27 protein-coding genes and 1 pseudogene are annotated in these 26,511 nt (G+C 62.6%); 15 read left to right on the forward strand and 13 right to left on the reverse strand.

What is annotated here, in order from left to right; translation table 11 throughout:
• Positions 1-7: 7 nt before the first annotated feature.
• Both ACL9RJ_RS26865 and ACL9RJ_RS26870 read right to left on the reverse strand, forming a co-directional pair.
• Positions 8-493, reverse strand: coding sequence for a LasR-specific antiactivator QslA (locus ACL9RJ_RS26865; RefSeq protein WP_177088625.1), 486 nt, complete (start codon positions 491-493; stop codon positions 8-10).
• Positions 494-946: 453 nt separating this feature from the next.
• The gene (locus ACL9RJ_RS26870) at positions 947-2,173 is read right to left on the reverse strand and encodes an MFS transporter (protein ID WP_017124575.1); all 1,227 of its coding nucleotides are present in this window, start codon (positions 2,171-2,173) and stop codon (positions 947-949) included.
• A gap of 263 nt (positions 2,174-2,436) precedes the next feature.
• Between ACL9RJ_RS26870 and ACL9RJ_RS26875 the strand changes: the two genes are divergently transcribed.
• Both ACL9RJ_RS26875 and ACL9RJ_RS26880 read left to right on the forward strand, forming a co-directional pair.
• Positions 2,437-3,360, forward strand: a complete 924-nt coding sequence (locus ACL9RJ_RS26875) for a LysR family transcriptional regulator (RefSeq protein WP_017124574.1) — start codon at positions 2,437-2,439, stop codon at positions 3,358-3,360.
• A gap of 86 nt (positions 3,361-3,446) precedes the next feature.
• The gene (locus ACL9RJ_RS26880; RefSeq protein WP_177088623.1) at positions 3,447-3,806 is read left to right on the forward strand and encodes a 5-carboxymethyl-2-hydroxymuconate Delta-isomerase; all 360 of its coding nucleotides are present in this window, start codon (positions 3,447-3,449) and stop codon (positions 3,804-3,806) included.
• Positions 3,807-3,858: 52 nt separating this feature from the next.
• Here ACL9RJ_RS26880 and cynS read toward each other — a convergent pair whose 3' ends face one another.
• Together cynS and ACL9RJ_RS26890 are read right to left on the reverse strand one after the other, a co-directional pair.
• Positions 3,859-4,329 (reverse strand): cyanase, encoded by a 471-nt coding sequence (gene cynS / locus ACL9RJ_RS26885; protein ID WP_017124572.1) that lies wholly within the window; start codon positions 4,327-4,329, stop codon positions 3,859-3,861.
• 34 nt (positions 4,330-4,363) lie between these two features.
• Positions 4,364-5,023, reverse strand: coding sequence for a carbonic anhydrase (locus ACL9RJ_RS26890; protein WP_017124571.1), 660 nt, complete (start codon positions 5,021-5,023; stop codon positions 4,364-4,366).
• A gap of 109 nt (positions 5,024-5,132) precedes the next feature.
• On the opposite strand from ACL9RJ_RS26890, the gene cynR reads away from it, so the two are divergent.
• The 6 genes from cynR to ACL9RJ_RS26920 all read left to right on the forward strand — a co-directional run bounded on the left by cynR (position 5,133) and on the right by ACL9RJ_RS26920 (position 11,264).
• Positions 5,133-6,014 (forward strand): transcriptional regulator CynR, encoded by an 882-nt coding sequence (gene cynR / locus ACL9RJ_RS26895; RefSeq protein WP_177118580.1) that lies wholly within the window; start codon positions 5,133-5,135, stop codon positions 6,012-6,014.
• A gap of 365 nt (positions 6,015-6,379) precedes the next feature.
• Entirely contained in the window at positions 6,380-7,762 is a 1,383-nt protein-coding gene (locus tag ACL9RJ_RS26900; RefSeq protein WP_017124569.1) for a glutamine synthetase family protein, read from the forward strand.
• A 198-nt stretch (positions 7,763-7,960) separates the two neighbouring features.
• Positions 7,961-8,638 (forward strand): class I SAM-dependent methyltransferase, encoded by a 678-nt coding sequence (locus ACL9RJ_RS26905; protein WP_017124568.1) that lies wholly within the window; start codon positions 7,961-7,963, stop codon positions 8,636-8,638.
• Between the two features lie 143 nt (positions 8,639-8,781).
• On the forward strand, positions 8,782-9,915 hold the full coding sequence (gene rnd / locus ACL9RJ_RS26910) for a ribonuclease D (protein ID WP_103033112.1): 1,134 nt from the start codon (positions 8,782-8,784) through the stop codon (positions 9,913-9,915).
• Positions 9,912-10,205 (forward strand): YcgL domain-containing protein, encoded by a 294-nt coding sequence (locus ACL9RJ_RS26915; RefSeq protein WP_042934650.1) that lies wholly within the window; start codon positions 9,912-9,914, stop codon positions 10,203-10,205. The genes rnd and ACL9RJ_RS26915 overlap by 4 nt, the downstream gene beginning before the upstream one ends.
• 126 nt (positions 10,206-10,331) lie before the next feature.
• Positions 10,332-11,264 (forward strand): D-2-hydroxyacid dehydrogenase, encoded by a 933-nt coding sequence (locus ACL9RJ_RS26920; protein WP_017124566.1) that lies wholly within the window; start codon positions 10,332-10,334, stop codon positions 11,262-11,264.
• A gap of 138 nt (positions 11,265-11,402) precedes the next feature.
• On the opposite strand, the gene ACL9RJ_RS26925 is transcribed toward ACL9RJ_RS26920, so the two are convergent.
• Positions 11,403-11,996 (reverse strand): nitroreductase family protein, encoded by a 594-nt coding sequence (locus tag ACL9RJ_RS26925; RefSeq protein ID WP_017124565.1) that lies wholly within the window; start codon positions 11,994-11,996, stop codon positions 11,403-11,405.
• Positions 11,997-12,273: 277 nt separating this feature from the next.
• Here ACL9RJ_RS26925 and ACL9RJ_RS26930 point away from each other — a divergent pair, with 277 nt between their 5' ends.
• Positions 12,274-12,723: a YcgN family cysteine cluster protein gene (locus tag ACL9RJ_RS26930; RefSeq protein WP_017124564.1), complete on the forward strand. Its 450-nt coding sequence runs from the start codon at positions 12,274-12,276 to the stop codon at positions 12,721-12,723.
• 25 nt (positions 12,724-12,748) lie between these two features.
• Positions 12,749-13,987 carry a hypothetical protein gene (locus ACL9RJ_RS26935; RefSeq protein ID WP_017124563.1) on the forward strand — a complete coding sequence of 413 codons (1,239 nt, stop codon included), beginning with the start codon at positions 12,749-12,751 and terminating at the stop codon, positions 13,985-13,987.
• A 21-nt stretch (positions 13,988-14,008) separates the two neighbouring features.
• Here the strand turns inward: ACL9RJ_RS26935 and ACL9RJ_RS26940 are convergent, their stop codons facing one another.
• The 3 genes from ACL9RJ_RS26940 to ACL9RJ_RS26950 form a co-directional block, all read right to left on the reverse strand.
• Positions 14,009-14,383, reverse strand: coding sequence for a YgaP family membrane protein (locus tag ACL9RJ_RS26940; RefSeq protein WP_017124562.1), 375 nt, complete (start codon positions 14,381-14,383; stop codon positions 14,009-14,011).
• Positions 14,384-14,465: 82 nt separating this feature from the next.
• On the reverse strand, positions 14,466-14,933 hold the full coding sequence (locus ACL9RJ_RS26945; RefSeq protein ID WP_095107241.1) for an RNA methyltransferase: 468 nt from the start codon (positions 14,931-14,933) through the stop codon (positions 14,466-14,468).
• A gap of 48 nt (positions 14,934-14,981) precedes the next feature.
• Positions 14,982-15,689: a glutathione S-transferase family protein gene (locus tag ACL9RJ_RS26950; protein ID WP_017124560.1), complete on the reverse strand. Its 708-nt coding sequence runs from the start codon at positions 15,687-15,689 to the stop codon at positions 14,982-14,984.
• Positions 15,690-15,794: 105 nt separating this feature from the next.
• Between ACL9RJ_RS26950 and ACL9RJ_RS26955 the strand changes: the two genes are divergently transcribed.
• On the forward strand, positions 15,795-16,376 hold the full coding sequence (locus tag ACL9RJ_RS26955) for a TetR/AcrR family transcriptional regulator (RefSeq protein WP_017124559.1): 582 nt from the start codon (positions 15,795-15,797) through the stop codon (positions 16,374-16,376).
• Between the two features lie 25 nt (positions 16,377-16,401).
• Here ACL9RJ_RS26955 and ACL9RJ_RS26960 read toward each other — a convergent pair whose 3' ends face one another.
• Positions 16,402-17,304, reverse strand: coding sequence for an HD-GYP domain-containing protein (locus ACL9RJ_RS26960; protein WP_017124558.1), 903 nt, complete (start codon positions 17,302-17,304; stop codon positions 16,402-16,404).
• Positions 17,305-17,520: 216 nt separating this feature from the next.
• On the opposite strand from ACL9RJ_RS26960, the pseudogene ACL9RJ_RS26965 reads away from it, so the two are divergent.
• Positions 17,521-18,591 (forward strand): annotated as a pseudogene (locus tag ACL9RJ_RS26965) (methyl-accepting chemotaxis protein); the annotation flags it as partial.
• A 141-nt stretch (positions 18,592-18,732) separates the two neighbouring features.
• A complete protein-coding gene (locus ACL9RJ_RS26970) occupies positions 18,733-19,446 on the forward strand; it encodes a methyl-accepting chemotaxis protein (protein ID WP_422765850.1) in 714 nt (237 codons plus the stop codon).
• Positions 19,447-19,458: 12 nt separating this feature from the next.
• Here ACL9RJ_RS26970 and ACL9RJ_RS26975 read toward each other — a convergent pair whose 3' ends face one another.
• Positions 19,459-19,833, reverse strand: coding sequence for a YajD family HNH nuclease (locus tag ACL9RJ_RS26975; protein ID WP_017124556.1), 375 nt, complete (start codon positions 19,831-19,833; stop codon positions 19,459-19,461).
• Between the two features lie 50 nt (positions 19,834-19,883).
• Complete coding sequence (locus tag ACL9RJ_RS26980; RefSeq protein WP_178992303.1) at positions 19,884-20,570, reverse strand: spermidine synthase; 687 nt, start codon at positions 20,568-20,570, stop codon at positions 19,884-19,886.
• 162 nt (positions 20,571-20,732) lie between these two features.
• Here ACL9RJ_RS26980 and ACL9RJ_RS26985 point away from each other — a divergent pair, with 162 nt between their 5' ends.
• Positions 20,733-21,005 (forward strand): hypothetical protein, encoded by a 273-nt coding sequence (locus ACL9RJ_RS26985; RefSeq protein WP_042934670.1) that lies wholly within the window; start codon positions 20,733-20,735, stop codon positions 21,003-21,005.
• On the opposite strand, the gene ACL9RJ_RS26990 is transcribed toward ACL9RJ_RS26985, so the two are convergent.
• Positions 21,002-21,475: a cyclic nucleotide-binding domain-containing protein gene (locus ACL9RJ_RS26990; protein ID WP_017124553.1), complete on the reverse strand. Its 474-nt coding sequence runs from the start codon at positions 21,473-21,475 to the stop codon at positions 21,002-21,004. The genes ACL9RJ_RS26985 and ACL9RJ_RS26990 overlap by 4 nt on opposite strands.
• A gap of 88 nt (positions 21,476-21,563) precedes the next feature.
• Complete coding sequence (locus ACL9RJ_RS26995) at positions 21,564-23,615, reverse strand: S9 family peptidase (protein ID WP_178992302.1); 2,052 nt, start codon at positions 23,613-23,615, stop codon at positions 21,564-21,566.
• Positions 23,616-24,757: 1,142 nt separating this feature from the next.
• Here ACL9RJ_RS26995 and ltrA point away from each other — a divergent pair.
• Positions 24,758-26,443, forward strand: a complete 1,686-nt coding sequence (gene ltrA, locus ACL9RJ_RS27000; protein ID WP_042934648.1) for a group II intron reverse transcriptase/maturase — start codon at positions 24,758-24,760, stop codon at positions 26,441-26,443.
• Positions 26,444-26,511: the final 68 nt, after the last annotated feature.

A 26,511-nucleotide genomic window follows, 5' to 3' on the forward strand; every position in this document is an offset into this window, starting at 1 on the left:
ACAGGGTTCAGGCCTTCAGATAGCCTTGAATCCGTCGCAGAAACCCTGCTTCGAAGGCCTCTCGGCACTGTTTCTTCAGATAAAGTCGGCGACGTTGAGCCAGTTCGGTCCACAGCGGCGATGTGCCGTGCCCGTTCAGCCATCGCTCGGCCTCGCGGGCACCATCGGCGAGCTCCCGGGCGAAGTGGGTGTCCCAGGGCGTCGGGCCTTCGTTGGCATCGTTGGCGGCGCGGCGTGTCGCCGGAATCGTGATGGGGCGGGGCGGTGGCGAGTCGAACCGCTGGAAGGCCAGGGTGTAGAGCGCGATGGCGTCGGCGATCAGGCGATGGGCCAGGCGCTCCTGTTCCGGGTCACGAAAGGCCACGCAACGGGCACCGTCCAGGCAGAATCTGGCCGCGACACGGAAATGAGCGGCTGCCTCGCTGGGATGCAGGGAGGCCAACCGGATCAGGTCGGGCGGTGGCAGACGGGACAGTAGCGAGCGATCAATCATGGAGGGGACCTCCGTGATCGCGGTGCGGCAAGGCTGGACGTAGCGGGCGGTGCCCGTGCGTAAAAGGGGGGTAAGCCATTCTCCTTGTCTCCTCGGACGATTGAGGAACTGACTCCCACCGTTGTCACGCGGAGTAGGGAGGCAGACCGTGCGAGGGTGACAAACCGGCGTCCGAGGGAACCGGCCAGGCCGAAGCCTGCCCCACACGGTCCGCCATAGGTGTACTAACCGAGCGCAATAATGCGGCAGCCAAACAGCCATGACGCGATACCGCGCCTCGAACACTTTCAGGTTGTCACACCCGGCCACAGGATTGACTGTGGCGGGACTAGGCTAGTGGCGGCGCTGCCAATCTAATAGTCAGGCATGGACTAGGCAATAGAGGCCTGGGTCTTATTATCTTGTAGGCTTTTTCCTGCCAGATAGTTTCAGACAGCGCCTGAACGCTACCGGTCAGCCGGGTTGGGCCACCAGGCTATTGCTGACGTTGCGCCCCAGCACCAGCACCGTGGCAAAGCCGCAGCCCACCAGGGCCGTGGCCAGGCTCAGCAGCACCGAGCTGCCCAACTGATCGACGATCCGGCCGCCGAAGAACGAGCCCAGCGCGATAATCACCTGGAACAGAGCGACGAACAGCGGCATGCCACGTTCGACATCCTTGGGTGCCACGACAAACATCCAGATGCTGGCGCAGGCCGGGAATGCGCCGAAGGCGAAGCCCCAGAGCGCAATCAGCATCACCGCGCCGGTCATGCCGGTGGCGAAGTAGGGGAACAGGGCGGTGCTGGTGCCGATCATCAGCGCGACCAGCAACAAGGTGTAGCGTACGCTGCGGTTGGCGGCGAAACCGGCAAAAATATTCCCCAATACCCCGGCCACGCCAAAGAGCAGCAGCAGTGAGCCAATGGTCGGTCCGTCGAAGCCGGAACTATTTTTGAAAAACGGTGCGACATAGGTGTAGGCGGCAAAGTGAGCCAGACCGATGAGCAATACCGCGATCAAGCCGATCCGGGCGCGTGGATTGATAAACAAGGCGGGCAGGTCTCTGACCAGAATGGCCTTTTCCGGGTTGAGCCGCGGTAGCAGGAAGACCTGTGCCAGGAGCACCGGTACACCCATCAGCGCGGTGATCAGGAAGGTCATGCGCCAGCCCATCAGGCCACTGAGCCAGGTGCCCGCGGGCACGCCCAGCACGGTGGCCAGGGTCACGCCGACCATGATGATCGAGGTGGCCTGGGCCACGCCCACTCCCCTGGGGGCCAGTCGGCCGCTGAGGGCGATGGCGGTGGCCCAGAAGCCGCCGATACTGATGCCCAGCAATACGCGACCGAACAGCAGCAGGCTGAAATCGCTGGCGAAGGCCACGACCGAGTTGGCGACGATCATGATCAGCGTCAGGCCGATCAGCAGGTAGCGACGGTCCATGGCGCCAATGCCGATGGACAGCAGGGGGGCGGCCAGGGCGGCCATGATGCCGGGCAGGGTGACCATCAGGCCGGCGTGGCCGGCACTGATACCGAGGTCGGTGGCGACGTCGTTGAGCACGCCCACCGGGAGAAACTCACTGGTAACCAGGGCGAAGGCCCCCACGGCGACCGAAAGAATCGCCAGCCACTGCTGTTTGACGCTTTGCTGATTATGTTCGGGTAGGCCGCGAGGGGCCTGGCTGACGCTTGGCATGGTGTGGTGTTCCAGGGTGCATGTCGCCTGAAGCCAGGCGAAGGGGGAGAGTTTGGCGGCGATTATATGAATGGGTTTCGACAATCAGGCAGGCGGTCGTTTCGATAGTCATCATCAGCGCAATCAATGCAACGCTTCAGGCCGCAAGGGGTTGCTCCGAGTCCGGGTGCTTCGGCCAAAAGGTCTTGAGTTGACTGATCGTGTAGACGTCGATGGCGACGCCTTTCTACACTGATAGCGTTTTTGGGGAGCGGGGGCAACGGATGAATCGTAACGAATTGCGCAAGGCCGACATCAACCTGATGGTGGTCTTCGAAACACTGATGCTCGAACGCAATGTGACGCGGGTGGCGGAGAAGCTGTTTCTCGGCCAGCCGACCATCAGCTCGGCGCTCAATCGCCTGCGGGCGATGTTCAACGACCCGCTGTTTATCCGGGTCGGGCACCGCATGGAACCGACCGCGCGGGCCGAGGAAATCATCCAGCACCTGTCCCCGGCACTGGACTCGCTGTCCAACGCCCTGAGCCTGACCCACGATTTCGATCCGACCAGCAGCACCATGACCTTTCGCATCGGGCTGTCGGACGATGTCGAGTTCGGCCTGTTGCCGAACCTGCTGCGGGCCCTGCGCCAGGAGGCGCCGAACGTGATGATCGTGGTCCAGCACGTCGACTACTGGCGTATCCCGGACCTGCTCGCCTCGGGCGATATCACCGTCGGTATCAGCCAGACCCGCGGCCTGCCGGCCAATGCCAAGCGCAAGCTGCTACGGCATATCCAGCCGATGATCCTGCGTGCCGACGCCTCGTCGAGCCCGATGACCCTGGATGAATACTGTGCCCGCCCGCATGTGCTGGTTTCCCATACCGCCAATGTCAGCAGCCTGGCCGACGAGTGGCTGGCGGAGATCGGGCGCAAGCGTCATGTGGTGTTGTCGGTGCCGCAATACAGCGCCTTGCCGGCCCTGCTGGCGGGAACCGATCTGATCGCCGGCCTGCCGGACTACACCGCCCTGGCGATGGCGGCGTCGGGTGCCTTGTTCGCCGAGCCGTTGCCCTTCAAGGCGCCGACCCTGGACCTGTCGATGGTCTGGCTCGGCATCGTCGACACCGATCCGGCCGAGCGCTGGCTGCGTTCGCGGCTGGAGAAATTCATGAGTGACCGGCTGCCTCTCCAGGCTCCCTGAGCGTGGCGCCAGAGTTTCATGGTCTTTGTCGAAAGCTGCGTGTTATACCTAGTGGCATCTTTCCCCCGACGTTTCGGAGCCCGTCCATGCCTCACGTTTTTCTGGAGTACACACCGAACCTGAGCGACTTCGACGCCGACAAGGCGTTGTTGCGCATCAACCATGCCCTGGTGGCGTCCGGGCAGTTCGCCGCCGAATCCGATATCAAGAGTCGGGCCACACGGTTGACCACCTTTCGCGTGGGCACCGGCCTGGGCGAGCGGGGCTTCGTGCATGTGAAGCTGGAGCTGTTCGGCGGGCGTTCGGTAGAGGTGAAGAAGCAACTGTCGGAGAGCATCCTGAGCAGCCTGAAGGACCTGGATGGCTGGCCGTCGACGGTGGAAGTGCACCTGTCGGTGGATGTGGTCGACATGGTGCGCGAGACCTACCTCCAGACGATTCTCTGAAGCGCATATGACAACGCCCTCCCGGGTCGTCCGGGAGGGCGTTGGCGTTTTTTCAGAACGGTTTGGTCGGCAGGTATTTGCCGTCGAGGGTGATCACCGCGCGGGAGCCGCCTTCCGGGTCCTCGACCTTCTTGATATCCAGCTTGAAGTTGATGGCGCTGATGATGCCGTCGCCGAACTGTTCATGCACCAGGGCTTTCAGGGTGGTGCCGTAGACCTGGATCATTTCGTAGAAACGGTAGATCGTCGGGTCGGTTGGGATACCGGCCGGGATGCTGCCACGCAACGGCACGCTTTGCAGCAGCCGGCTGGCATCCTGGTCGAGGCCGAGCTTGGCGCAGACCACCTCGGCGGCCTCGGCCGGCAGCGGATGCTGACCGAGCAGGGCGGCGGTGACAAAGGCCAGGCTCAGGCCGGTGCCGTCGGTCAGGTCCTGCCAGGACAGGTTCAGGCGCTGCTTGGCGTCGATGATGGTGTCGGCCAGGGCCAGGCGTGGGGTCTGTGCGAATTGGGACTGCAGCATGGTGATTTCCTCTTTTACGGGATGAGTTGGCGAGTCAGGCAACGTGTTGTGGTTGAGTCGACAGCGCGCAGGCTTGCGGGTGTTCGGCAAGGGAGACAAAGCGCCCGGTGCGGCCGTCGAGGGTGGCAATCGAGCCGCTTTCGATGTCGTAGACCCAGCCATGCAGGTTCAGTCGGCCTTGTTCCAGCGCCAGGGCGACCGAAGGATGGGTCTTCAGGTTGGCGAGTTGGGCGACCACGTTTTCCCTGACCAGAGCGTCGAGGCGTGCTTCGGGCGAGGCATGGACGCGGGCGGCATTGATGACCTTGGCCGACTCGGCATGGCGCAGCCAGTTGGCGACGGCCGGCAGGTGGTCAAGGCATTTGCAGGTGGAGATGGCGGTCATCGCGCCGCAGTCGGAATGGCCGCAGATAACGATATCGCGCACCCCCAGCACGGCGACTGCATACTCGACGGTGGCCGATACGCCACCGGGTTCCGGCCCGTAGGACGGCACGATATTGCCGGCATTGCGAATCACGAACAGGTCGCCGGGCTCTTGCTGGGTCAGCAGTTCCGGGACCACCCGGCTGTCCGAGCAGGTGACGAACAGCACATCGGGGTTCTGGGTCGTGGCCAGTTGCTTGAACAGTGCGCTGCGCCCCGGAAAGGCTTCGCGCTGGAACTTCAGGACGCCGTCGATAATGGCTTGCATGGGCTTTCTCCTTGCGTGGCTGATGGGGCAAGGATGGAAGTTTTCAGTCATAGCGTCCAAGACCGGCTTATTATGGTTTCCATAAGTCAGACCTATAGTTGGATGTCCGATGCTCCTACGTCATGTGCGTTATCTGCTGGCGGTTGCCGAACACGCTAATTTCACCCGCGCCGCCGAGGCGCTGCATGTTTCCCAGCCGACGCTTTCGCAACAGATCAAACAGCTGGAAGAGTCCCTGGGCGCGCCGTTGTTCGACCGCTCCGGACGCACCGTGCGCCTGACGGATGCCGGTGCGGCCTATGTGCGATTTGCGCGACTGGCCTTGCAGGACCTGGAGGCGGGCAAGCGGGCGATGCATGATGTCCAGGACCTCAGCCGGGGAACCCTGCGCCTGGCGATGACCCCGACCTTCACCGCCTACCTCGTCGGACCGCTGCTCGAACAGTTCAACCGCTGCTATCCGGGTATCACCCTCAGCGTCGAGGAACTGACCCAGGATCGTCTCGAAGCTGCCCTGGCCGAGGATCTGCTGGACATCGGCATTGCCTTTGCCGGCACGCACCTGGCGGATATCGACAGCCAGGTGCTCTTCACCGAAACCCTGAGCCTGGTGGTCGGCGCGGCTCACCCGCAGGTCGGACGCACTGCTCCCTTCAGTCTCCAGGACCTTGAGCGCCAGCCCCTGATCCTGCTCAGCAGGGATTTCGCCACCCGCCAGCACATCGATCTGTATTGCCGCCAGCAAGGCATCGGTGCCCAGGTCGCGATCGAGGCCAACTCCATCAGTGCGATCGTCGAGATCGTCCGGCGCGGGCAACTGGCGACGATCCTGCCGAGTGCGATTGCCCGCGAGCAGCCGGGCCTGGCGGCCTTGCCCCTGCAACCGTCGTTGCCCACCCGCAGCGTGGCCTTGCTGAGGCGCCAGGGCGCCTATCGCAGCGCCGCCTCCCAGGCGTTTGTGCAGACCATGCTGGCGTGGGGGAATGTTTAGTCGCCGTGCAACCAAGCTTTGTAAAAGCTGGATTTAACGACTTATTGCATCGTGTGAATCTGCGGGTCTTTGTCTATTGCGGCAGCTCTATGGACGGTTGGATCAACGGCAACAAGCATGAAGCTTCGACGGGCGCCCAGGCGCCGGGCGTCGTTTCGTCTCGCCCGTCGATCACCGTTCCCAGTCTGGTCGCCCTCCCTTCCGAACTGGCCTTCTGGGCGTTGTGGCATTGTCGTCATGCGCGCCCGCCGGATCCGCGTCATTCCCGTTGAGTCATTTCACTGATCGCAGGCGGCCCGTGCCGGTCGCCTGGTTCGAACCGGTGGGCGCCCGAGCGCCCGCCTGACGCGGAATACGAGAAGCCCATGAGTGTCGCCTGCCAGTCCTTTGCTGCCCCGGAAGAAGCCCGGTCGTTCCTTGAACAGAACCCCGATATCGAGATGTTCGAGCTGTTCATCGTCGATAACAACGGTGTGCCCCGTGGCAAGTTGTTGCACCGCGATGAATTGCTGGCGGTGTACGCCAGTGGTCGCCCGCTGCCGAGCACCATTCTCGGCCTGACCCTCAATGGCGACGATGTGGAAAACTCCGGGCTGGTCTGGGAGGTGGGCGATATCGATTGTCGTGCCTACCCGATCAGCGGCAGCCTGCAACGCATGCCCTGGCGCCTGATCCCGACGGCGGCGGTGCAGGTCAGCATGCACCCCACCGAGGGCTTGCCGGCCACCGTGGCCGATCCCCGGCAGTTGCTGGCGCGGGTGATCGGGCAGTTGCAGGCCGACGGTTATTATCCGGTGATGGCGGCGGAGCTGGAGTTCTACCTGCTGGACCAGCAACGCGACAGCAATGGTCGCCCGCAGCCTGCCCGCGATGCCGATGGCGGACGTCCGCGTTCCACCCAGGTCTACGGCCTGCGCGAGCTGGAGCAGATCGAACCGTTTCTCGCCGACCTCTACAACGCCTGCAAGCTGCAGGGCATTCCCGCCCGCACGGCCATTTCCGAATACGCCCCCGGCCAGGTGGAAATCACCCTGGAGCATCGTGGCGATGCCTTGCAGGCCATGGACGAAGCCGTGCGCTACAAGCGGTTGGTCAAGGGCGTGGCGCACAAGCATGGAATGATCGCCTGCTTCATGGCCAAGCCTTTCGATGACCTGGCCGGCACCGGCATGCATATGCATGTGAGCCTGGCCGACAAGGATGGCCACAACCTGTTCGCCAGCGAAGCCGTCGACGGTACGCCGCTGTTGCGGCAGGCGGTGGGTGGCATGCTCGCGACGCTGCTCGATTCGTTGCTGCTGTTCTGCCCCAATGCCAATTCCTATCGGCGTTTCCAGAGCAACAGTTATGCACCGCTGGCGGCGACCTGGGGTGTCGACAATCGCACGGTGAGCCTGCGGGTGCCCGGCGGACCGGCTGATTCGCGGCACATCGAGCACCGGATCTGCGGTGCCGATGCCAATCCCTACCTGGCCGCCGCCGCGATCCTGGCGGGAATTCATCACGGTATCCGCCAGCAACTGGACCCGGGAGCGCCCATCGAAGGCAACGGTTATGCACAGGCCGGCGAGCGTCTGCCCACCGACTGGCTGACCACCCTGCTCGCGCTGGAAAGCTCCAGCTGGGCCCGCGAAACGTTCGGCGGCGAGTTCCTCGGTGTCTATCTGGCGGTCAAGCGCGCCGAGTACCGGCAGTTCATGGGCGAGGTCGGCGAGCAGGACTGGCGCTGGTACCTGCATCAGGCGTGAGTCCCCGGTAACAAGGCAATTGGGGGCCGGAAGTGCCTTCTTGAGCGGCAGCGGCATTTTTTTCACGAAATATTGATGCACGCCTGACTAAGGTTCGAGTGCAGTCGGGAGATGCATCGTGTTTCCCGGCTGCTCCCCCGGTCAGCCTGGTGTTCCAGGTGGAACCGGCACCGGCCAATGCACCAGAGTTCGTCAGACATGTCAGCGCAGCCACCCTCACTCGTCGAGCTTGAATTCGCCCGCCAGCATGCGCGCGAACATGCACGGGTGTGCCGCGAGGTGGCTCCCGGTGGCCTGCTGCGCCGCCTGGGGCACTGGCGCGAGAAGCAACTGATGCGCCATGCGCTGAAGGTCGCCGGCGAACCTGGCCTGGTCCTGGATCTGCCCTGTGGCGTGGGGCGGTTCTGGCCGGTCCTGGCGGAGCGGGGCAATCGTGTGGTGCTGGCGGCCGATTCGTCCCAGGACATGCTCGATCATTGCGCGGTCCATCATTCTCTCGAATTGCTCAAGCGGGTCCGGACCTTCCAGAGCTCGGCGTTCGCCATCGGCTTGCCGGAAAACGCGGTGGATTGCATCTTCTGCGTGCAGTTGTTCGCCTATGTCGCCGATAAGGCGCAGCGCCTGGCGATGCTCCGGGAATTTCACCGGGTCAGCCGCGACACGGTCATTGTCTCGCTGTGGGTGGATGGCAATGTCATGGCCTGGCGGCGCCGGCGCCTGGCGGTTCGCTCGGGCCTGGACAGTCAGCGCGTGGTGCTGGGCAAGGCGCTGATCGAAGCCGAATTCCAGGAGGCCGGCTTCGAGATCGTCGGTCATCGGGATTTCCTGCCGGGCTATGCCATGCGTCGGGTCTATGTCCTGCGCAAGGACAGTTGATATCTCCTTGGCCGGGCTGAACCTTATGAGTAGGACTATTCTTTTTTCGCAGCGAGCCTTTTCACTCATGCTGTTGCAGAGTGAATGCTCGGAAATCGCCTGTGGCGATATATACTGCGCGCCATTCTTCAAGGGAGAGCCGTGTGGCCATCGATATTCACTGGATTCGCGACAACGATAGCCTCGGTCAGCATTGCACTGAATGGCAACAATTACCCTTCGTTGCCCTCGACACCGAATTCATGCGGGTCGACACCTTCTATCCCATCGCGGGGCTGATCCAGATCGGTGACGGCGTGCGCGCCTACCTGATCGACCCCTTGACCATCGACAACTGGCAACCCCTGGCCGCCTTGCTGGAGAACCCGGCGGTGGTCAAGGTGGTGCATGCCTGCAGTGAAGACCTCGAAGTCCTGTTGCGCCTGACCGGCAGCCTGCCTGCGCCGCTGTTCGACACCCAACTGGCCGCCGCGTACCTGAACCTGGGGTTCTCCATGGGTTATTCGCGCCTGGTCCAGGAAGTGCTCGGTATCGAACTGCCCAAGGGCGAGACCCGCTCGGACTGGCTGCAACGCCCGCTGTCGGAAACCCAGGTCAGCTATGCCGCCGAGGATGCGCTGCACCTGGCCGAGGTCTACACCCGCCTGCGCCCGCAACTGTCGGACGACAAGTACGCCTGGGTCCTGGAGGACGGCGCCGAACTGGTTGCCAACCTGCGCCGCGAGGTCGACCCCTACGAGGTCTATCGCGAGGCCAAGCTGGCCTGGAAGCTGTCCAGGGCACAACTGGCGGTGCTGCGTGAACTCTGCGCCTGGCGCGAGCGCGAGGCCCGGGCCCGTGACCTGCCGCGCAACCGGATTGTCCGCGAGCATTCCCTGTGGCCATTGGCCAAGAGCCAGCCGGATAACCTGGTGACCCTCGCCCGCATCGAAGACATGCATCCGCGTACCGTGCGCCAGGACGGCGAATTCCTTCTCGAACTGATCAAGCAGGCCGGCAACGTGCCGATGGACCAGTGGCCGCCGGCGGTGCCCGAGCCGCTGCCGATCGAAGCCGGGGCGCTGGTCAAGCGCCTGCGGGCGGTCGGCCAGGCCGAAGCCGAGCGTCTGAACATCGCGCCGGAACTGATGCTGCGCAAGAAAACCCTGGAAGCGCTGATCAAGAGCGGCTTTCCTGACGGACCTTATCAATTGCCCGATTCGCTGCGTGGCTGGCGCCGCGAATTGATGGGCCAGGCCTTGCTCGATAGCCTGGCGACTGCCGGAGAACAGCCTTGAAACGTATTTGCTCCATCTACCGAAGCCCGCGCAAGAACGAGATGTACCTCTATGTCCTCAAGAGTGACGCTCTGGAGCGCGTGCCGGAAAACCTGCTGCTGGCGTTCGGCAAACCGCAGCATGCCTTCGACCTGGTGCTGACCCCGGAGCGCAAGCTGTCACGCGAAGATATCCACAAGGTGCTCGAAAACCTCGAGACCCAGGGCTATCACCTGCAGATGCCGCCGGCGGAAGACGAGTACATCGAACACTTGCCCGAAGAGCTGTTGCGGCGCAATGATCCGGTCTGACGGATATCTCTGAATGCCCTGTCCAGGGCATTCGACTCGAATGGAATGTATTTTCTGGCGGTGGCCGAGCACGATGGAGAGCGCTTCGTCGGCGGCCGCCTGCACCGTTTTTGAAAGGTTTGAACCATGCGCGTTCTGATTGCCGAACACGACCACGCCCTGTATGCCCGCCTGCTGCGCCAGGCGGCACCCGAACTTGAAGTGATGACCAGCGGCGATTCGGCCACGTTGTCGAACCTGGCGGCCGATTGCCCGATCTGGCTGGGCCAGCCGGACCTGTTGGCGACCCTGTTGCGCCAGGGCCACCAGCCGCAATGGTTGCAATCGACCTGGGCCGGCGTCACGCCGCTGCTGGCCGAAGGGCTGCCGCGCCACTACCGGCTGACCCGCGCCGTGGGGATCTTTGGCCAGGTGATGGCCGAGTATGTGCTGACCTACATGCTCGGTCACGAGCGCGAAGTGCTGGCGCGGCTGGTCAGCCAGGTCGAACGCAAGTGGGACAATCGCATGGGGCAGAGCCTGGCGGGGCGCAAGGTACTGATCGTCGGCGCGGGCGATATCGGCCATAGCGTGGCGCAGTTTCTGCAACCGTTCGGGGTCGAGCTGTACGGGATCGCCAGCGAGGCCCGGGAGCAACCGCCGTTTATCCGCGTGGATGCCCTCGAGGCGCTGGGCGAGCGGGTCGGCGAGGTGGATTACGTGATCAACCTGTTGCCCAACACACCCAATACCCATGACCTGTACGACGCGGCGCTGTTCAAGCGCTTCAAGCCGACCGGCCTGTTCATCAATGCCGGACGCGGCGTGGCGGTGGTCGATGCGGACCTGGTGGAGGCCTTGAAGGAGGGGCATCTGGCGGGGGCGGTGATCGATGTCTGCCGCCAGGAGCCGTTGCCGCAGCGCCATCCGTTCTGGACGGCGTGGGGATTGTTGCTGACCGGCCACAGTTCGGCGCCGACTTCACCGACCATGATGGTGCAGTTGTTCGTCGATAACCTGCGGGCCTATCAGGCCGAGACCGCGTTGCGCGGGGAAGTGGACTTCGATCGCGGGTACTGACGATCCTGGTTGGCAGGGCTGGCCACAATCCCTGTGGGGGAGAGTGGCTGGCCCGCGAAGAGGCCTTCGAGATCGCTAAAGGCTTCGCGGGCCAGCCACGCGCCTACAAGGTGTGCGCAGTGCTGCGGTACCGGGCGATTACAGGCTGAAATCACCTTCGGCCGCCAGCGCGCTCAACGGCTCGCGTGGGCTCGGTACTTCGCGGGCCTGCAGGTAGTCGGCCAGGGTCGCCTTGTCGCCCAGCTTGCCCACCGCCACCGCCGCGTGCAGGGCATAACCTTCTGGAATCTTCAGTTCCTGGCGGGTCAGTTCCTGGTCGAAGCCGGCCATGCCGTGGGTGTGCCAACCACTCTTGCTGGCCTGCAGGGCCAGGTAGCCCCAGGCCGAACCGGTGTCGAAGGTGTGCCACAGGGCCGGGGTTTCCTCGGCGGCGCCGGGGACCTTGAAGGTGGTTTTCGAGATCACGATGATCAGCGCCGAAGCGTGTTGCGCCCAGCCACGGTTGAACTCGTTGAGCAGGCCGAGGAAACGTTGCCAGTTCGGCGTGTCACGGCGCGCGTAGAGGAAACGCCACGGTTGCGAGTTGTAGGCCGACGGCGCCCAGCGGGCCGCTTCGAAAAAGCTCAGCAGGGTTTCTTCCGGAATGGCTTCGCCAGTGAAGGCGCGAGGCGACCAGCGTTGGGTGAACTGGGCATCGATCGGGTAATCGGCGACACGTGGATTGGCGCTCATGGGAAATTCCTGAACTAGAGTCTGGGATGAAGGGTGTGAGTCGAGCCGGGCCGTTGCCGCGGTGTCCGGTCGTGATGCCTGGCCCGTGTACGTCTGCTTCGTGCGGCGCGGTGGAGCGCTAATGGCAGTTGGCTAGGGGCTTTCGCGACGATCAAAGCTACTGCGCGGCGTGCCGGCTGACAAGCCTTCTTCAACCGACAGTCGCCAATGCTTGGCCCTTTGCGGCGCGGGCACTAGACTGGCGGCCTTTTCACTACCCGATGCAGATGTTTGAGCCATGGCCGCAAGAGTCGAACCCTTCTGGATACGCAAGACCCTCGATCAACTCGATCAGGAGGAATGGGAGTCGCTGTGCGACGGTTGTGGCTTGTGCTGCCTGCAAAAGCTCGAGGATGAGGAGGACAACAGCGTCTATTACACGCGGATCGCCTGCAAGCTCCTCGACCTGAAGACCTGCCAGTGCACCGACTACGGCAATCGTCGCGATTCGGTGCCCGACTGCATCCAGCTCACGCCGGGCAAGGCCGACCAGTTCAAATGGTTGCCACCGACCTGCGGTTATCGCCTGGTCAGCGAGGGCAAGGACCTGCCACTCTGGCACCATCTGGTCTGTGGCGATCGCGATGCGGTGCACCATGAGCGGATTTCCCAGTCCGGACGCATGCTGGCCGAAGGCAGCGTGCCCGAGGACGATTGGGAAGATCACCTGATTTTCCGCGCCGGTTGAGTCAGGCGGGCCCGAGGGAGTGTGTATGCCGGTGCATTGCCGACTGTTGCTGGGGTTGCTGCTGCTGATGCTGGCCGGTCCCGGTTGGGCCGGGAAAAAAGTCGACCTGGATTATCATGTGCGCCTGCTGCCCCAGAGCGATCAGGCCGAAGTGCGCCTGACCCTGGCCCAGGGCTCGGCGGTGCGCAGCCTCGACTTCGACCTGGGCAGCCAGGGTTACTACACCGACTTCAAGGCCGACGGCCAGTGGTTGCAGGCACCCGACCAGGCCGGCAGCGCCAGCCGCGGGATCTGGCGGCCGGCTCCCGGCAAGGCCAGTCTCAGCTATCGGGTGAGCATCAGCCATCCGCGCAAGAACGGCACCTTCGATACCCGCATGACCGCCAACTGGGCCCTGTTGCGCGGCGAGGAACTGGTCCCGCCGGCGCACCTGGACCAGCAGGACGGCACGGAACTGGTGGCGCGCCTGGAGTTCGAGCTGCCCACCGGCTGGAAAAGCGTCGAGACCGCCTGGCCCCGGATCGGCAAGAACCGCTTTCGCATCGATAACGTCTCGCGCCTGTTCGATCGCCCGACCGGCTGGATGCTGGCTGGCAATCTCGGCAGCCGGCGCACGCGCCTGGGGGAAACCGAAGTGACGGTCGCCGGTCCGCGGGGCGAAGGTATGCGGCGCATGGATGTCCTGACGCTGCTGACGTTTGTCTGGCCCAAGGTGCAGGAAGTCTTCCCGCGCAATCCGCCGAAACTGCTGGTGGTCGGGGCGGGCGAGTCGATGATGCGCGGCAGCCAGGCGGCCCATGACTCGATTTACCTGCACACCACCGGGCCGCTGATCGGTGAGTCGGGGGCCAGTCCGCTGGTGCGCGAGCTGGTGCACGTCTTCGGGCGGATCAACGACAGCCATCGCAGCGACTGGATCGGTGAAGGCCTGGCGGAGTATTACGCCATCGAGCTGGTGCGCCGGGCGGGGGGCATGAGCGAGGAACGCTATCAGGCCCTGCAGGCGAAGCTGGCCCGCGTCAGCCACAAGGTCACCGGTCTGCGTGGCGACCAGGTCAGCGGGCCGACGGTGGCCCGTGCGGTGTTGTTGTTGCAGGAACTGGATCGGGAAATTCGCCAGCGCACCGGCAACCAGCACTCGCTGGATGATGTGAGCCGGGCGGCGATGCGCCTGGACACGGTGACGACCCACGAATTCATCCAGCTCAGCGAGAGCGTGATGGGTGGGTCGTCGAAGGTTCTGGCCAGTGATCTGCTGAAGTAGGCTCGGGTTCCCGCCTCAGGCTCAGGCTTTGGGCGTCTTCAGCGAGTCATTGCCGGTCACGGTCGCGGTGCGGGTGGCCGCGTCGGCATTGGCCTTCATCTGCTTCAACTCATCCGCGGCCCGCTCAATCTTCGTGCGCACGCCGTGCAGGTCCTGGCGACCTTTTTCCAGCAGGCTCTTGGCCGAGCTGTGGCCGGTGATGCCGCGGGCCAGCGCCACGCCGCCGATGGCCACCTGGATCAGGCCGAACACGCCGCCACGGCGCAGGCCCTTGCCCATCATCACCACGCCGCCGGCCAGCGAGCCGATACGCTCCCAGCCCTGGACGTTCTGGCGCGGATCCGGGGACTGGAACGGGGTGGATTCGATGCGCTGTACGATTTTGCTGTCGCTCATGGTCTGTCTCCTGGACGGTCAATCGATAGACGGCTGATGGATAGACTGCAGACTGCGGGCGGCCGTGCGGGTTCCGACAATCTCAGAACTTGGGGCCCGAGCGGGTGTTGTTGCCCTTGGCCAGGCGGTCGTAGAGCACCACGTTGACGGTGGCGGCGAGGTTCATGCAACCGGTGGTGGGGATGTACACCACATCCTCGCACCAGTCGCGGATTTCCTTGTCCAGCGAGCCGTCTTCCGGGCCGAAGATGTACAGCGCGCGGTCCGGGTGGGTGTACTCCGGCAGCGAGCGGGCGCCTTCCACCAGCTCGACGGCCACCGGGATGCAGCCCAGGGGCAGGATCTTCTTCAGGTCGTCGATGCCGATCAGCGGAATGTCCTGGTGGACCTTCTTGGTGTCGGTGACGAAGTCCCGGGCCCGCTCATAGCGCTTGCCGGTATAGAACACCGAGGCCACGCCGTAGCAGCCAGCTGCACGCATCACCGAACCGACGTTTTCCGGTGACTTGGGGTTATACAAACCAATGCAGCTGTACCTTTTGTTTGCCACGAGCCGGGTGCCTTCCAGGAAAAAGACGCGATTATACCGGCATCTCCGTCAGGCCGTGGTGTCGGGATAGTTCGAAGGGAACAGCGCCCGTCGGGTTTGTTCGTCGTTGACCTGCTTGAAGGCATGGCTCTTGCCGACCTGGCGGGCACGGGCCACGGCCGGGCGGGCATCGATACGCTGGAACCAGGCGGACAGATGGGGGTAGGCCGCCAGTGGCGACTCTTCGCCCTTCAGCACGCGCGACGCCCGGTCGATCCAGCCCCAGGCCGAGATATCGGCAATCGAGTAGCTGTCCCCGACGATATGGCTGCGCCCGGCCAGATGCCGGTCCAGCACCCGGTAGTGCCGCTCGGCTTCGCGGCGATAGCGGTTGATGGCGTACGGAAGACTCTCCGGGGCCGAATGCTGGAAGTGCACCGCCTGGCCGGAAAACGGCCCGAGGCCGGTGCCGATAAACATCATCCACGACAGCAGTTCGCCGCGATCAGCGGGATCGCCACCGAGCAGCCCGGTCTTTTCACTCAGGTACAGCAGGATCGCGTTCGAGTCGAACACCCGTACTTCGCGACCGTCCGCACCTTCGGTATCGACGATGGCCGGTACCTTGCCATTGGGGTTGATCGCCAGGAACTCCGGGCTGTGCTGCTCGCCCTTGCTGGTATCGACGGGGACCACTTCGTAGGGCAGCGCCGTTTCTTCAAGAAACAGGGCGACTTTGGCCGGATTGGGGGTCGGGTGGAAAAAGAAACGGATCATGGCGAAGGTCCAGGCTGAAGTTTTAGATCGAGTGTTATAAAATAGATCGAAACCCGGGTGTGTGACAATCGCCGTTCGACTTCAATTTGAATCAATGTGTGAGTTATGGCGCGACCAAGAGAATTTGACGAGGCCCGTGCACTGGAGGCGGCGATCCGCTGCTTCTGGATCCGTGGCTACGAGGCGACCTCGGTGCGGGACCTGGCGCAGGCCATGGGCATCACCGGGGCCAGCCTGTACAACGCCTACGGCGACAAGCGTGCGCTGTTCGGCCGGGCGCTCGATCATTACATCCAGAACGGTTTCTGCGAGCGTTCCGCGCGTCTGGAGCAACAGTTGCCGCCCCGCGAAGCGGTGCTGGCGTTCTTCGACGAAATCATCGAGCGCTCGCTGAGCGACCCTGAGCACAAGGGCTGTTTTATCGTCAACGCGGCCCTGGAGGTGGCGCCCCACGATCCGGAGTTCAAGGCGCTGCTGGCCAAGGTCCAGGAGGGGATGGAGGACTTTTTCCTGCGCTGTATCCGTGCCGGCCAGGCCCAGGGCAGCATCGATGCGGCGCAGTCGGCGGACGATCTGGCGCGCCTGTGCCTGGGCGTGCTGATGGGGCTGCGGGTGCTGGCCCGCTCCAGACCCGAACGGGCACTGCTGGAGGGGCTGGTGCGCCCGCTCTTCGCCTTGTTGAAATAGCCCGTCCTGGTTGCAGGCATGGGGCTTACAGCGCCTGGGCGAATTGCTGCCGGACCAGCTGTCCGATCAACTCGATGTCGGCCTGGGGACTGAGGTCCTGCGCGCTGCCGGCGCCACCGGTGGCCTGCAATGCCAGCGCGCTTCCCGGTTCCTGCTGTTGCAGCAGGTAGTCGGCGCCGCAATTGCCGCAGAACACATGATCGCCCGCGCGGTGCGCGCGCCTGAGCACCACGGTCGGCCCGCACATGCCGCAATGGCGCAGGGGAATGCCCTGGTCGGTATGCCCGATGATCGGGCTCAGCGCCCCTGATTCCCCGAGCTGGATGAACAATGCCCCGAAGTGCGCGTCGAACTGCGTTCCCAGGTGCTTGCCGATGATCTGCAGCGCCTGCTCCTGCGGCATGCCGGCGCGATAGGGGCGGGTACTGGTCATGGCATCGAAGGCGTCGCAGATGCCGACGATGCTTGCCAGGTGCGGAATCTCGCCGGCCTTGAGTCCCAGCGGATAACCCCGGCCGTCGGGCATCTCGTGGTGCAGGCGCACGGCGTCCTCGACCAGCGTCGCCAGCGGATGGGCATGCAGCAGCCGATAGCCGATGTCGGGGTGGGTCTTGATCACCGCGTACTCTTCGTCGCTCAAGGGCCCGGCCTTGCGCAGCACCGCGTCGGGAATGCCGACCTTGCCCAGGTCATGGACAAAACCGCCGAGGGCAATCCGCGCCACTTCCCCGGCTGCAAAGCCGGCCTTTTGCGCCAGCAGTTCGCAGAACTGCGCCACCCGCCACAGATGCCCACCGGTATAGGGATCGCGCGCCTCCACCACCCAGGCCATCACCAGCAGGCTGGACAACAGCTCCTGGTCGGCACTCGATTCATGTGTCGGGTTGCGTGGGCCCAGCAGGTTTTGAATCCATTGGTTCAGCTTCATCGAACGAGATCTCGGTGCAGGAACAAGAGACGGGTGGCCATCAATAATGGCACTTTGCCTAGTCGAGTCTGGATGGCGCTTTAAATTACAACCCATGGAAAAAATCTTCACCTTGTATTTTAGATCGATCGATTTAAAATGCCGGCCATCTCAAGGCGTCCCGAGGTCTCTGGCGCGTTGCCTCGGCCGGGTAGTGGCCTCACAGGAGAGTGCGTGATGATCACCGGCTGGTTGCTGGAGGCTTCGGTGCGTCGCAAGTTGACGCTGGGATTCGGCATTGTGCTGCTGCTCACGGCATTGCTGACGGGGATCGCCTGGTACAGCATCGGGCAATTGACGATGCGTAGCGAAGCGTTGGTGGACAGCGTGTCGCTGGATACCCAGATCGCCGCTGTGCGCTTGCAGGAAAACGAATTCGACCGCACCGGGCAGGGCACGGCCGTCGACGCGTATGCCGGGCAGATGCAGGCGTTGTATGGCGGGGTCGACAAACTGCAACTGAGCCTGGAAAGCGATGCGCAACCGGTCCTGGGGCAAATCCGCGAGGTGGCCCGGGCCTACCAGCAGAGTTTTGCCGAGTTCGTCGCGGCGCGAAGCCAGGCGCGCACGGCGGAAAGTGCCATGGTGCCGGTGATGGAGAATATCTCCGACCATTTGACGAGTCTGCGCACCCAACTGTTCGAGCAGATGCGCCGCGACCCGGGGGTCACCGTCGATCAGGCCCAATCGGTAGCCGAACTGCAATGGCTGATGGCGCAATTGCGTGACCAGGTGCGCTTGTATATCGCCGATCCCCAGCCCGAGGCGCAGTTGCGCGTTGCGCAGATTGCCGACCGGATCCGGGTACAGGGCAACGATCTGTATGGACAACTGCCCGGTGATGATCTGCAAACCGCGTTGCTGGGCGCCTTGCAAGCGGCGGTGATCTACCAGGACCGGGTCGTGGACTTTCACGACAGCGTGCTCAAGAGCCAGCAGGCCAAGCAGGCGATGCTGGCTCAGGCCGTGGATTTGCAGCGCTTGAGCGCGGCGGTCTATCAGCGGCAACTGGAAGGTCGTGGCCACGATGTCCGGATGGCCCTCGGTGAGCTGCTGGTGGCGGGGTTGCTGGCATTGTTGCTGGGGATGTTGTCGGCCTGGGTGATGACCCGGCAGATCGTGCCGCCGCTCAAACGCACACTGGCCCTGGCCCGGCAGATCGCCGCGGGTGATTTGACCGGTAACCTGGAAAGCCACCTGCGCGACGAGATCGGGCAGATGATGGGCGCCATGCGCGAAATGGCCGGGCATCTGCGTCAGTTGATCGGACGTATCGGGGACGGCACGCGACAGCTGACCGGGGCCGCCGAAGGCCTTTCGACTGTCACCGCCCGCAGCAGCGCGGGTGTTGCCCAGCAGCGTGAGCAGACCGAAGAGGTGGCTGGCGCGATGATCTCCATGGTTGCCAGCGCCCAGCAGGTGGCCCGCAATGCCCAGCAGGCCTCGGAGGCGGCGCAGGCAGCCGAGCATCGCAGTGTCGAAGGCAATCGCGTGGTCAGCCAGGCGATCGAGCATTTTGAAGCCTTGGTGCTCAATGTCGACCGCTCCGCCGAGGCCATGGAGCGCCTGCGTGCTGACGGCGAGCGTATCGGTGGCGTTTTCGGGGTGATTCGCGAGGTAGCCGAGCAGACCAATCTGCTGGCGCTCAACGCGGCCATCGAAGCGGCGCGTGCCGGCGAGGCGGGGCGAGGGTTTGCGGTGGTTGCCGATGAGGTGCGGGCATTGGCCCAGCGCACCCAGCGTTCCACCGAGGAGATCGAGGAGCTGATCGCGGCCCTGCACGGCGGTACCGAGCAGGCCACGGCGATCATGCGCCAGAGCCAGCATATGAGCCAGTCCAGTGTGACCCTGGCGCGCGAGGCCGGTGGTGTGCTCAGTGAAATTCGCCAGTCCGCTTCACTGATCCAGTCGATGAACTCGCAGATTGCCACGGCCGCCGAGCAGCAGACTCGCGCCTGCGAGCAGATCAGCGGCAACCTGGCCCGCGTACGCGATATCGCCGACGAGTCGGCACAGTCGACTGCACGCACGGCGGCGGCAAGTCTCGAGCTGTCGCGCCTGGGGGGCGACCTGAGCGTGCTGGTGCAGCGCTTTACGGTGTAGCCCGATAACGGCTTACTCGTCTTTCTTCATCAACCCGGCCAGGGCGGCGAACGGGTTGTGGGTGGCCTTGGCGATCTTCGGGCTGCTTAGGGAGCTGTCGCCGAAGTACTGCTGGTCGGTGTAGCGCGAGTGTTCGTTGTCATGGCAGAACAGGCAGAGCAGTTCCCAGTTGGAACCGTCCTGCGGGTTGTTGTCATGGTTGTGGTCGCGGTGATGCACGGTCAGCTCGCTCAGGCGCTTGCCGGAAAATTCGCGGGCGCAACGGCCGCAGACGTGCGGGTACATTTTCAGCGCCTTGTCGCGATAGCCCATCTCTTTATCGCGTTTCGCATCGGCAAGAATGCGGTCCAGCTTGGCGGTATGGGAGGGTGGGTTGGCCGAACTCATGGGTTCACCTTGTCGAATGGGTTAATGACGGTTATGCGGCAAAGTTTAGCTCAGTTCTTGAGCTTCTCGGCGATCCAGATGGTGTGGCGCGTGCCCTTGTTGCCGTGGGCATAGACCTGGACTTCTTCGGCCTTGAAGCCGGCCTTGCGCAGTTTGTCGGAGAAATGGCTGTCGGCACTGGCCGACCACACGGCCAGCACGCCCTTGGGCCGCAGGGCCTTGGCGCAGGCGCTCAGGCCACCTGCCGAGTAGAGCCAGCTGTTGGCTTTCTGGGTCAGGCCTTCGGGGCCGTTGTCGACATCGAGCATGATCGCGTCGAAGCCATTGGGCTCGGCCTGCAGCACCTTGGCCACGTCTTCCAGGCGGATCACCGTGCGTGGATCGGCCAGCGGCCTGCCGGCTTTTTCACCGAGCGGGCCGCGGTTCCACTCGATCACACCCGGTACCAGTTCGGCGACCACAACCTCGGCCGTCTTGCCCAGGTGCTTGAGCGCCGAGGCCAGGGTAAAGCCCATGCCCAGGCCGCCGATCAGCACCCGCGACTGCGGCCGGCCGGCGACCTTGCGGCAGGGGATCTCGGCCAGGGCATCCTCGGAGCCGTGCATGCGGGTGTTCATCAACTGCCCACCGTCGCCGCCCTGGATCTTGATCACGAAGTCCTCGCCATACTCGAACAGGCACAGGGCACCGCCGTTTTCGGGAATCGGTGTGGTGTCGAGCAGAACGAAACGTTTCATGGAAATCTCATTGAGGAGGGCAAAATGGTCGCGTTGCGAGTAGCCTGATAACAGACGGATCGGTGTGACGGCGCCGCTATTGGATAAAAGGCGCGATTCTATTGAAAGGCATTATTTTATGATCAAAGGCACTATTTTCATGATCAAGAGCATTATTTTATGATCAAGGGCACCATTCTAACGGCCATTGTCCTGTCCGCGCTGACCTTTACCGCGGTGCAGGCCGAAGAGCTGTCGCCGGTACCGGTGACCCCGACCCCGGGCTCCCCCGGCACGGCGACCCCCACGCCTTACCCGCAAGTCACGCCGCGTACGCCACCCAAGCCCGGCGAGCCGCTGCCGAGCATCGAATTGCCGTCACCCCCCAGGGACCAGACGCTGCCGGGCCTGGAGCAGAACGACAAGAACGACAAGGCCAAGCCGATCTCCAGCTAGATCTGCTGCGAGAGCAACTGCCCATCGGCCATGCGCAGGCGTTTCGACAGCGCGATGGCGATGGCGCGAATGATCTTGGCGGCGATCTTCGGCGCGTCGTTGAGCATTTTTTCCAGGGAGTCCTTGCCCAGGTTCAACAACTGGCAGTCGCTGGCGGCGACGCAACTGGCCGAGCGCCGCTCGCCGTCAAGCACCGCCATCTCGCCGAAGGCCCGGCCGGCACGCAGGGTGGCAATCACCACGGGCTGGCCGGCGTCATTGTTCTTCTGCACATTGACGCTGCCGTAATGGATGATGCACATGAACGTGCCGGCATCGCCCTCGTGGAAGATGGCCTCGCCCTTGCCAATGGTGCTGATGCTGAAATAGCCGGCCGCCGCCTGGCAGTCCGCCGGCAGCAGTTGGTTGAACAGGCCGCAATCCATCAGCATGTCGCGAATTTCGTTATTCAGTAAGGTCGGTTCTGGCATGGTCCACGATCTGTTCTTGTTGCTTGTTCTTTCCGGGGTTCGAGGCCCGGCGGCCCAGAGTTAAGACAAGGCCGTCGGGCAGAGTTCCTCAGGCAATGCCGAGAACCTTGAAGACAAAGCCATATTCGAGCGCTACGTCACGTAATCCCTGGTAACGCCCGCTCATGCCGCCATGGCCGGCGCCCAGTTCGGTCTTGAGCAAGAGTAGATGCTCATCGGTGCGGGTGGCCCGTAATCTTGCCACCCACTTGGCCGCTTCCCAGTACTGCACGCGGCTGTCGTTGTAGCCGGCAATCACCAGTGTCGCCGGATAGGCCTGGGCGCTGACGTTCTCGTAGGGCGCATAGGCCTTGATCCGTGCGTACACCTCGGGCTCCTGCGGATTGCCCCACTCATCGTATTCGGTGACGGTCAACGGCAGGTCGGGGTCGAGCATGGTGTTCAGCACATCGACGAACGGCACTTCGGCAATCGCCGCCTGGAACAGCTCCGGACGCTGGTTGAGCACGGCGCCGATCAACAGGCCGCCGGCGCTGCCACCGCTGATCACCAGTTGCCGGGAGGTGGTCAGGCCCTCGGCGATCAGGTGTTCGGCGCAGGCGATAAAGTCGCTGAAGGTGTTCTGCTTGTGTTCCTGCTTGCCGGCGCGATACCAGGCCTCGCCCAGTTCGCCGCCGCCGCGCACATGGGCGATGGCAAAGGCCACGCCGCGCTCCAGCAGGCTCAGGCGGGCATGGGAGAACCACGGGTCGAGGCTTTCGCCATAGGCACCATAGCCATAGAGGTAGAGCGGGGTGGCCTGGCCGAGCAATTCGCGCTTGACCACCAGGCTGATCGGCACCTGCGTGCCGTCCGGCGCGGTCGCCCACAGGCGCTGGCTGACGTAGGCGTCGGCATCGAACGGGCCGAGCACCGGGGTTTGCTTCAGCACCTGCTGCTCGCCGCTGGCGAGGTTCAACTGGCGGACCTGGGCCGGGCGATTGAGGGCTTCGTAGCGCAGGCGGATCCTGTCGCTGTTGAACTCCAGGCTGTCCTGCACGTAGAGGCTGTAGGCGGCATCCGGCAATTGCACGCGGTAGGCCGGCAGCCCCTTGGGGTGCACCTCGATGATCGGCAGGCCGCCTTCACGCAGGCTCAGGCACAGGGCCTGGGCATTCAGGGTCAGGCCTTCGAGCATCACCTTGTCATTGTGCGGGATCAGCCGTTGCCAGTCTTCGCGACGGGGAACGCCGTCGTCCGCGGCCTGGAACAGGGCGAAGTTGATGCCGTCCTGGTTGCTGCGGATAAACCAGCGCCACTGATCCTGGTACTGGCCGTGGTCGACGAAATACTCATGGCCTTCGACCCTGGGCGCCAGGCAGGTGAAGGCCCGGTCCGGCGTATTGGCGTCGAGCACCCAGGCTTCGCTGGTGGTCTTGCTGTTGAGCAGCACCACCAGTTGCCGTTCGGAGCTGGTGCGATAGCAATGCAGGAAAAACCGTCCGTCAGGCTCGTGCAGCACGGCTTCGGCACCCTGTTCACCGAGTCGATGGCGATACAGCTTGTGCGGGCGGTGGGTGTCGTCCAGTTCGCCGAAGAACAGCGTGCGGCTGTCGTTGGCCCAGGTCATGCTGCCGTCGCAGTCCTCGAACGGCAATTCGATCAGGTTGCCGCTGGCCAGTTCCTTGACGTACAGCTGGTAGACCTCCTCGCCGGTGGTGTCGAGGCTGTAGGCCAGGCGCTGGTGGTCCGGGCTGATGCTGAAGGTGCCGAGGGAAAAGAAGCCGCCATTGGCCAGCACGTTGGGATCGAGCAACAGCTCCTCGGCGCTTTCGTCCACCGTCAGGCTGTCATCGGCCGGGCGCGGGCAGCGATAGTGGCGGGCGTACTCGTCACCGGCGGTGGTGCGGGTGTAGTAGAGAAACGGACCCCAGGGCGAGGGCAGCGACAGGTCGGTCTCGAGAATCCGCCCCTTGATCTCCTGGAACAGGCTTTCACGCAGCCCGGCCTGGTCGGCCAACTGCGCTTCCTGGTAGCTGTTTTCGGCCTTGAGGTAGTCGAGCACCGCCTCGCTGTCGCGCTCCTGCAACCAGGCATAGGGATCCGGGCCCGGGCCTGTACGGGCAATCGGGGCAGTGCTGACGGTGGCTTTGCGGGACATGGGCAACTCTCTATCTTGAGGATCGCTGACGGCGGTGCAGCCGGGCCGGCGAAAAGCCGTTATCATAAGCCTCTCAGTGCGACACGCGTAACGTGTCTTCGAAGCCTCATGGTGTAAGGTCATCTTGAGGGGGTTCCGATACACGAACCCGACACCCGAGTAACCATCCTCGTGGAAAACAAAACCATATAGAAGTCCATTGTCTTCAAGGACTTGCCGCAGCGGCGGTGACAAAAACCCTAGGTCGATAAGCGCTTCGCAGCTCGATTCCTGTGCCGGTATTTTTGGCCAGTAAGCGCATGTTAAACATCAGCCCTATCTGGGCTTAACCCGCGCGGGAGAAAATCCCCGCTGGGGTTTTCTCCTGCCAATGCAACAGGAGGAAACACTTCAATGAGTTAGCTGCGGAAGCAGTCCTGACTCTCATCTGAACCGAAGACATGGGCAAAAGCTCCGTCTGTCATGGTCCAACGATCTTGCTCGCAAGCTCGTAGCGGACTCGTTGTACGACCAACGATAGCCTAGGAAGACATGCGTCACTGGTAACGGTGGGGTGTGAAGCTCTTCCGACAACGTGGTCCCCGTAAGGGAGCGTGTTATCGCGAGGTAGCGCGCAGACAATCCGGAGCAGCACTGGGTTGAGACGCTAGGCTGGCTGGTATGGGTAATGTAAGTGAACCGCTGATAAACGCCGTAATTATGAACGAGCCAAAGCTGATGAGAGGCTCGAGCCAAAAGGCATGTGGTCGGATACTTCCGTTGAGACAGGGGGTACGTCGTCATCAGACCACCGGTGAAAAGGCGGGCCCTAACCCAGTCGTGTGACAGGCAGGGAACGTGGTAAACCCGTATAGCTGCCTTCGGGCAGGTGAACCGTGAGGGGATCTATTGGCTGTGCGGGTATGGGATCGCAGAAAAAGCGAAAGCTGGGCTGTAATAGCTCAGATAGGGGTTGGGACATTACCCCACGGGAAACCGGGCAGACTTCTGCGTGGTCTTTTATCGCATGAACACTGAGTGAGTCCGTCTCAATAACCCTTGGGATCCAGATACTGGGGATCCAAAAATCGACCCTGGCGGGGTGCACACCCCGTCAGGGGGTGTGCACGTCTTCCATTCGGGTCAATCGAGAGGAAGGCAGCATGAAAGAGTACAGCGATAAGCTAGTGCCTGCGCCTTCCGGCGCTCCGCAACAATGGCATGAAATCAATTGGTGTCTTGTTCAGCGGTATGTTCGGGCGATGCAGGTACGGATTGCGAAGGCTTGTAGGGAAGGTAGATGGCGAAGGGTGAAAGCCCTGCAACGGATGCTGACCCGTTCACACTCGGCCAGATGTCTCGCAGTAAGGCGAGTGACCGAGAATCAGGGTAAACGAACGGCGGGAGTCGACCGTGTACTCTGGAGTAAACCTGACGCTAAATGGAGAGCAGCAAAGGAGCTGAAGCGCCATGGGTATAAACCATTACCGTTAAAGCGGGTGTTTATCCCTAAAGCCAATGGTAAGGAGCGCCCTTTGGGCATTCCCACTATGACTGACCGAGCAATGCAGGCACTACACCTGCTTGCCTTGGCACCAGTTGCGGAAACCACGGGTGATCCAAATAGCTACGGCTTCAGGATGGAGCGCTCGACGGCGGATGCAATGAGTCAGTTGTTTGTAACCTTGTCCAAGAGGGTCTCGGCCCAATGGATTTTGGAGGCGGACATACTTGGTTGCTTTGACCATATCAACCACGACTGGATGATCAGGAATGTCCCTATGGACAGGATGATCCTAAGGAAGTGGTTGAAGGCTGGTGTAGTACACAAGGGGCAGCTACAAGCAACGAATGCCGGAACGCCACAGGGAGGTATCATTTCTCCCACACTGGCGAATTTGGTTCTCGATGGTCTAGAAACACAGCTCAAGCGGCATCTGGGCGTAACTAGAGCACGAAAACTGAAAATCAATGTGGTGCGATATGCGGATGACTTTGTGATCACAGGGGTTTCGAAAGAAGTACTGGAATCCGAGATCAGACCTTGGGTGGAGCAGTTCCTGGCGGTTCGCGGGTTACAGCTTTCAGCCGAGAAAACGCGCATCGTCCACATCGAAAAAGGCTTTGACTTCCTGGGATGGAACTTCCGCAAGTATGACGGGAAGTTACTGATCAAACCGAGCAAGAAGAATGTCGCAGCGTTCTATCGCAAGGTGAAGGAGGTTATCGATGCTAACAAGATGGCAAAGCAGGAAAATCTGATTCGACTGCTTAACCCAATCTTGCGAGGCTGGGCGCTGTATCACCAGCCAGTTGTAGCTAAGCAGACGTACACACGTATGGATAACCTGCTGTTCCATGCTCTCTGGCGATGGGCTAAGCGGCGACACCCGAATAAGTCTCTAATCTGGATTCGGGAGAAGTACTTCCGGAAAATCGGAAACAGAAACTGGGTGTTTGCCACCTTACTGACAGATGAGAAGGGAGAGAAACGGGAGGCAGCTCTGTACCAGGTCGCTGGAACGGCCATTGAGCGACACAGGAAAATCAAAGGGGAATACAATCCTTTTGACCCCTCGATGGAGGAGGAAGGCGAGAAACTACGGATGGGACGAATGCTCAAGAAGCTGAAGTACCGCCGTCAGATTCTTACCCTCTATAAACGACAGAAAGGGCTGTGTCAGATATGTCGACAGGCGATCACCAAGGAAACGGGATGGCACGATCATCACGTAATCTACCGCTCCCAAGGCGGTGGAGACACCTTGGATAACCGGGTACTATTGCATCCAGTTTGTCATCACCAACTCCACAGTCGTGGGGCTAATGTGAAAGAGCCGGCTTCGTAATGAAGCTTTCTAAAGACTTGAGCCGTGTGCGTTGAAAGGCGCACGCACGGTTCTTAGGGGGGGATGGG

Source organism: Pseudomonas sp. Mn2068 (assembly GCF_049319725.1).
Lineage (GTDB): Bacteria > Pseudomonadota > Gammaproteobacteria > Pseudomonadales > Pseudomonadaceae > Aquipseudomonas > Aquipseudomonas gingeri.

Excerpts from the sequence above, each read along its gene's own strand:
- ACL9RJ_RS26870 (WP_017124575.1), bottom strand. The coding sequence starts at position 2,173 with ATGCCAAGCGTCAGCCAGGCCCCTCGCGGCCTACCCGAACATAATCAG.
- ACL9RJ_RS26920 (WP_017124566.1), top strand. The coding sequence starts at position 10,332 with ATGCGCGTTCTGATTGCCGAACACGACCACGCCCTGTATGCCCGCCTG.
- ACL9RJ_RS26930 (WP_017124564.1), top strand. The coding sequence starts at position 12,274 with ATGGCCGCAAGAGTCGAACCCTTCTGGATACGCAAGACCCTCGATCAA.
- ltrA (WP_042934648.1), top strand. The coding sequence starts at position 24,758 with ATGAAAGAGTACAGCGATAAGCTAGTGCCTGCGCCTTCCGGCGCTCCG.
- ACL9RJ_RS26955 (WP_017124559.1), top strand. The coding sequence starts at position 15,795 with ATGGCGCGACCAAGAGAATTTGACGAGGCCCGTGCACTGGAGGCGGCG.
- ACL9RJ_RS26980 (WP_178992303.1), bottom strand. The coding sequence starts at position 20,570 with ATGAAACGTTTCGTTCTGCTCGACACCACACCGATTCCCGAAAACGGC.
- cynR (WP_177118580.1), top strand. The coding sequence starts at position 5,133 with ATGCTCCTACGTCATGTGCGTTATCTGCTGGCGGTTGCCGAACACGCT.
- cynS (WP_017124572.1), bottom strand. The coding sequence starts at position 4,329 with ATGCTGCAGTCCCAATTCGCACAGACCCCACGCCTGGCCCTGGCCGAC.
- ACL9RJ_RS26950 (WP_017124560.1), bottom strand. The coding sequence starts at position 15,689 with ATGATCCGTTTCTTTTTCCACCCGACCCCCAATCCGGCCAAAGTCGCC.
- ACL9RJ_RS26995 (WP_178992302.1), bottom strand. The coding sequence starts at position 23,615 with ATGTCCCGCAAAGCCACCGTCAGCACTGCCCCGATTGCCCGTACAGGC.
- ACL9RJ_RS26865 (WP_177088625.1), bottom strand. The coding sequence starts at position 493 with ATGATTGATCGCTCGCTACTGTCCCGTCTGCCACCGCCCGACCTGATC.
- ACL9RJ_RS26935 (WP_017124563.1), top strand. The coding sequence starts at position 12,749 with ATGCCGGTGCATTGCCGACTGTTGCTGGGGTTGCTGCTGCTGATGCTG.
- ACL9RJ_RS26905 (WP_017124568.1), top strand. The coding sequence starts at position 7,961 with ATGTCAGCGCAGCCACCCTCACTCGTCGAGCTTGAATTCGCCCGCCAG.
- ACL9RJ_RS26890 (WP_017124571.1), bottom strand. The coding sequence starts at position 5,023 with ATGCAAGCCATTATCGACGGCGTCCTGAAGTTCCAGCGCGAAGCCTTT.
- ACL9RJ_RS26925 (WP_017124565.1), bottom strand. The coding sequence starts at position 11,996 with ATGAGCGCCAATCCACGTGTCGCCGATTACCCGATCGATGCCCAGTTC.
- ACL9RJ_RS26990 (WP_017124553.1), bottom strand. The coding sequence starts at position 21,475 with ATGCCAGAACCGACCTTACTGAATAACGAAATTCGCGACATGCTGATG.
- ACL9RJ_RS26960 (WP_017124558.1), bottom strand. The coding sequence starts at position 17,304 with ATGAAGCTGAACCAATGGATTCAAAACCTGCTGGGCCCACGCAACCCG.
- ACL9RJ_RS26880 (WP_177088623.1), top strand. The coding sequence starts at position 3,447 with ATGCCTCACGTTTTTCTGGAGTACACACCGAACCTGAGCGACTTCGAC.
- ACL9RJ_RS26875 (WP_017124574.1), top strand. The coding sequence starts at position 2,437 with ATGAATCGTAACGAATTGCGCAAGGCCGACATCAACCTGATGGTGGTC.
- ACL9RJ_RS26970 (WP_422765850.1), top strand. The coding sequence starts at position 18,733 with ATGATCTCCATGGTTGCCAGCGCCCAGCAGGTGGCCCGCAATGCCCAG.
- ACL9RJ_RS26900 (WP_017124569.1), top strand. The coding sequence starts at position 6,380 with ATGAGTGTCGCCTGCCAGTCCTTTGCTGCCCCGGAAGAAGCCCGGTCG.
- ACL9RJ_RS26940 (WP_017124562.1), bottom strand. The coding sequence starts at position 14,383 with ATGAGCGACAGCAAAATCGTACAGCGCATCGAATCCACCCCGTTCCAG.
- ACL9RJ_RS26975 (WP_017124556.1), bottom strand. The coding sequence starts at position 19,833 with ATGAGTTCGGCCAACCCACCCTCCCATACCGCCAAGCTGGACCGCATT.